Below are 1,169 nucleotides of genomic sequence, written 5' to 3'. Positions count from 1 at the left end.
GGACGAGACAACCACTCCGGTCAACGAGTTCGACCGCGCCCACATCTGGCAGAGCCTGTCGCTGACGCCGCGCGAAAAACATGTCGTCGACCTTGTGCTGCAGGGGCATTCGACGGAATCGATCGCCAGGGCCATGCGCATCGTGCCGGGAACCGTGAAGGTCCATCGCCGCAACATCTACCGCAAGCTCAAGATCAAGTCGCAGGCTGGCCTGTTCGCACGTTTCGTCGAGATCATCGACGCGCGGATAAGGTAGCTACTTCGCCCCCGCCGCTTACCTGGGCAATCGCTTCGGATTTCGAATTCGCGTCACTTTTTTGCGAACGCCGGCGCTGCCCCTCACCTGCCTGCCGGCATCCTCTCCCCGTATAGGGACGGGGAGAGGGGCGCAGTAATTACCGGTTTCGCCAATGTCCAACGTTGCAAGACAGGCGACGAGGTTATCGCGAGCCCCTTCTCCCCGTCACTATACGGGGAGTCGAGGCGTGGTCCGCGCAGCGGACGAAAAGCCAACTGCTTGGCTTTTCGAACAACGAACGCCCGGCAGGGCGATGAGGGGCAGCGCAGACCTCGACAATTGGGTGGATTGCCCATGACGATTGATCAGGCTATCGCGTCGCCGTTCCACGACCCGGTCTCGACCATCCGCTTCAGCAGGGGCGCCGGCTTGAACACGTCCTTGCCTGTCCGTTGATGCCAGTACTCGAGCCGCTCGATGATCCTGGCCGGGCCTTCGAGGCCAGCCCAGAACATCGGCCCGCCCTTGCCGATGGGAAAGCCGTAGCCATTGACCCAGACGACATCGATGTCGGACGCACGGGCCGCTATGCCTTCCTCAAGGATCTTGGCGCCCTCGTTGACCAGGGGGTAAAGCGTGCGCTCGATGATTTCCTCCGCACTGATCGCGCGCGGCACGATGCCCTTCTCCGCGGCCTTGTCGCGGATCAGCGCTTCAACCTCGGGATCCGGCACTGGTGTACGCGCGCCAGCCTCGTAAAGGTAAAAACCCCGGCCGGTCTTCTGGCCGAAACGCCCCTGTTCGCACAGCGTGTCGGCGATCACGGCCGACAGGCCACGCGCCTTGCGGTTGCGCCAGCCAATGTCGAGACCGGCGAGATCGCCCATCTGGAAAGGCCCCATCGGCCAGCCGAAATCGGTGAAGACCTGGT

2 protein-coding genes are annotated in these 1,169 nt (G+C 62.9%); one reads left to right on the top strand and one right to left on the bottom strand.

All coding sequences use genetic code 11. The annotated features are described in order from the left end of the window. Window positions 1–256: helix-turn-helix transcriptional regulator (locus tag EN964_RS35220; protein WP_164776440.1), on the top strand; the 256-nt coding region annotated here is incomplete at its 5' end. Window positions 257–603: 347 nt separating this feature from the next. Here EN964_RS35220 and EN964_RS35215 read toward each other — a convergent pair. Further along, on the bottom strand, window positions 604–1,169 hold a 566-nt coding region (locus EN964_RS35215), incomplete at its 5' end, for a 3-hydroxyacyl-CoA dehydrogenase family protein (RefSeq protein ID WP_245490741.1).

Origin of the sequence: Mesorhizobium sp. M7A.F.Ca.CA.001.10.2.1 (assembly GCF_003998575.1) — a bacterium.
Classification (GTDB): domain Bacteria; phylum Pseudomonadota; class Alphaproteobacteria; order Rhizobiales; family Rhizobiaceae; genus Mesorhizobium.
The sequence above is the reverse complement of the archived record's forward strand: the minus strand, read 5'-3'. Positions and strand labels throughout refer to the sequence as shown.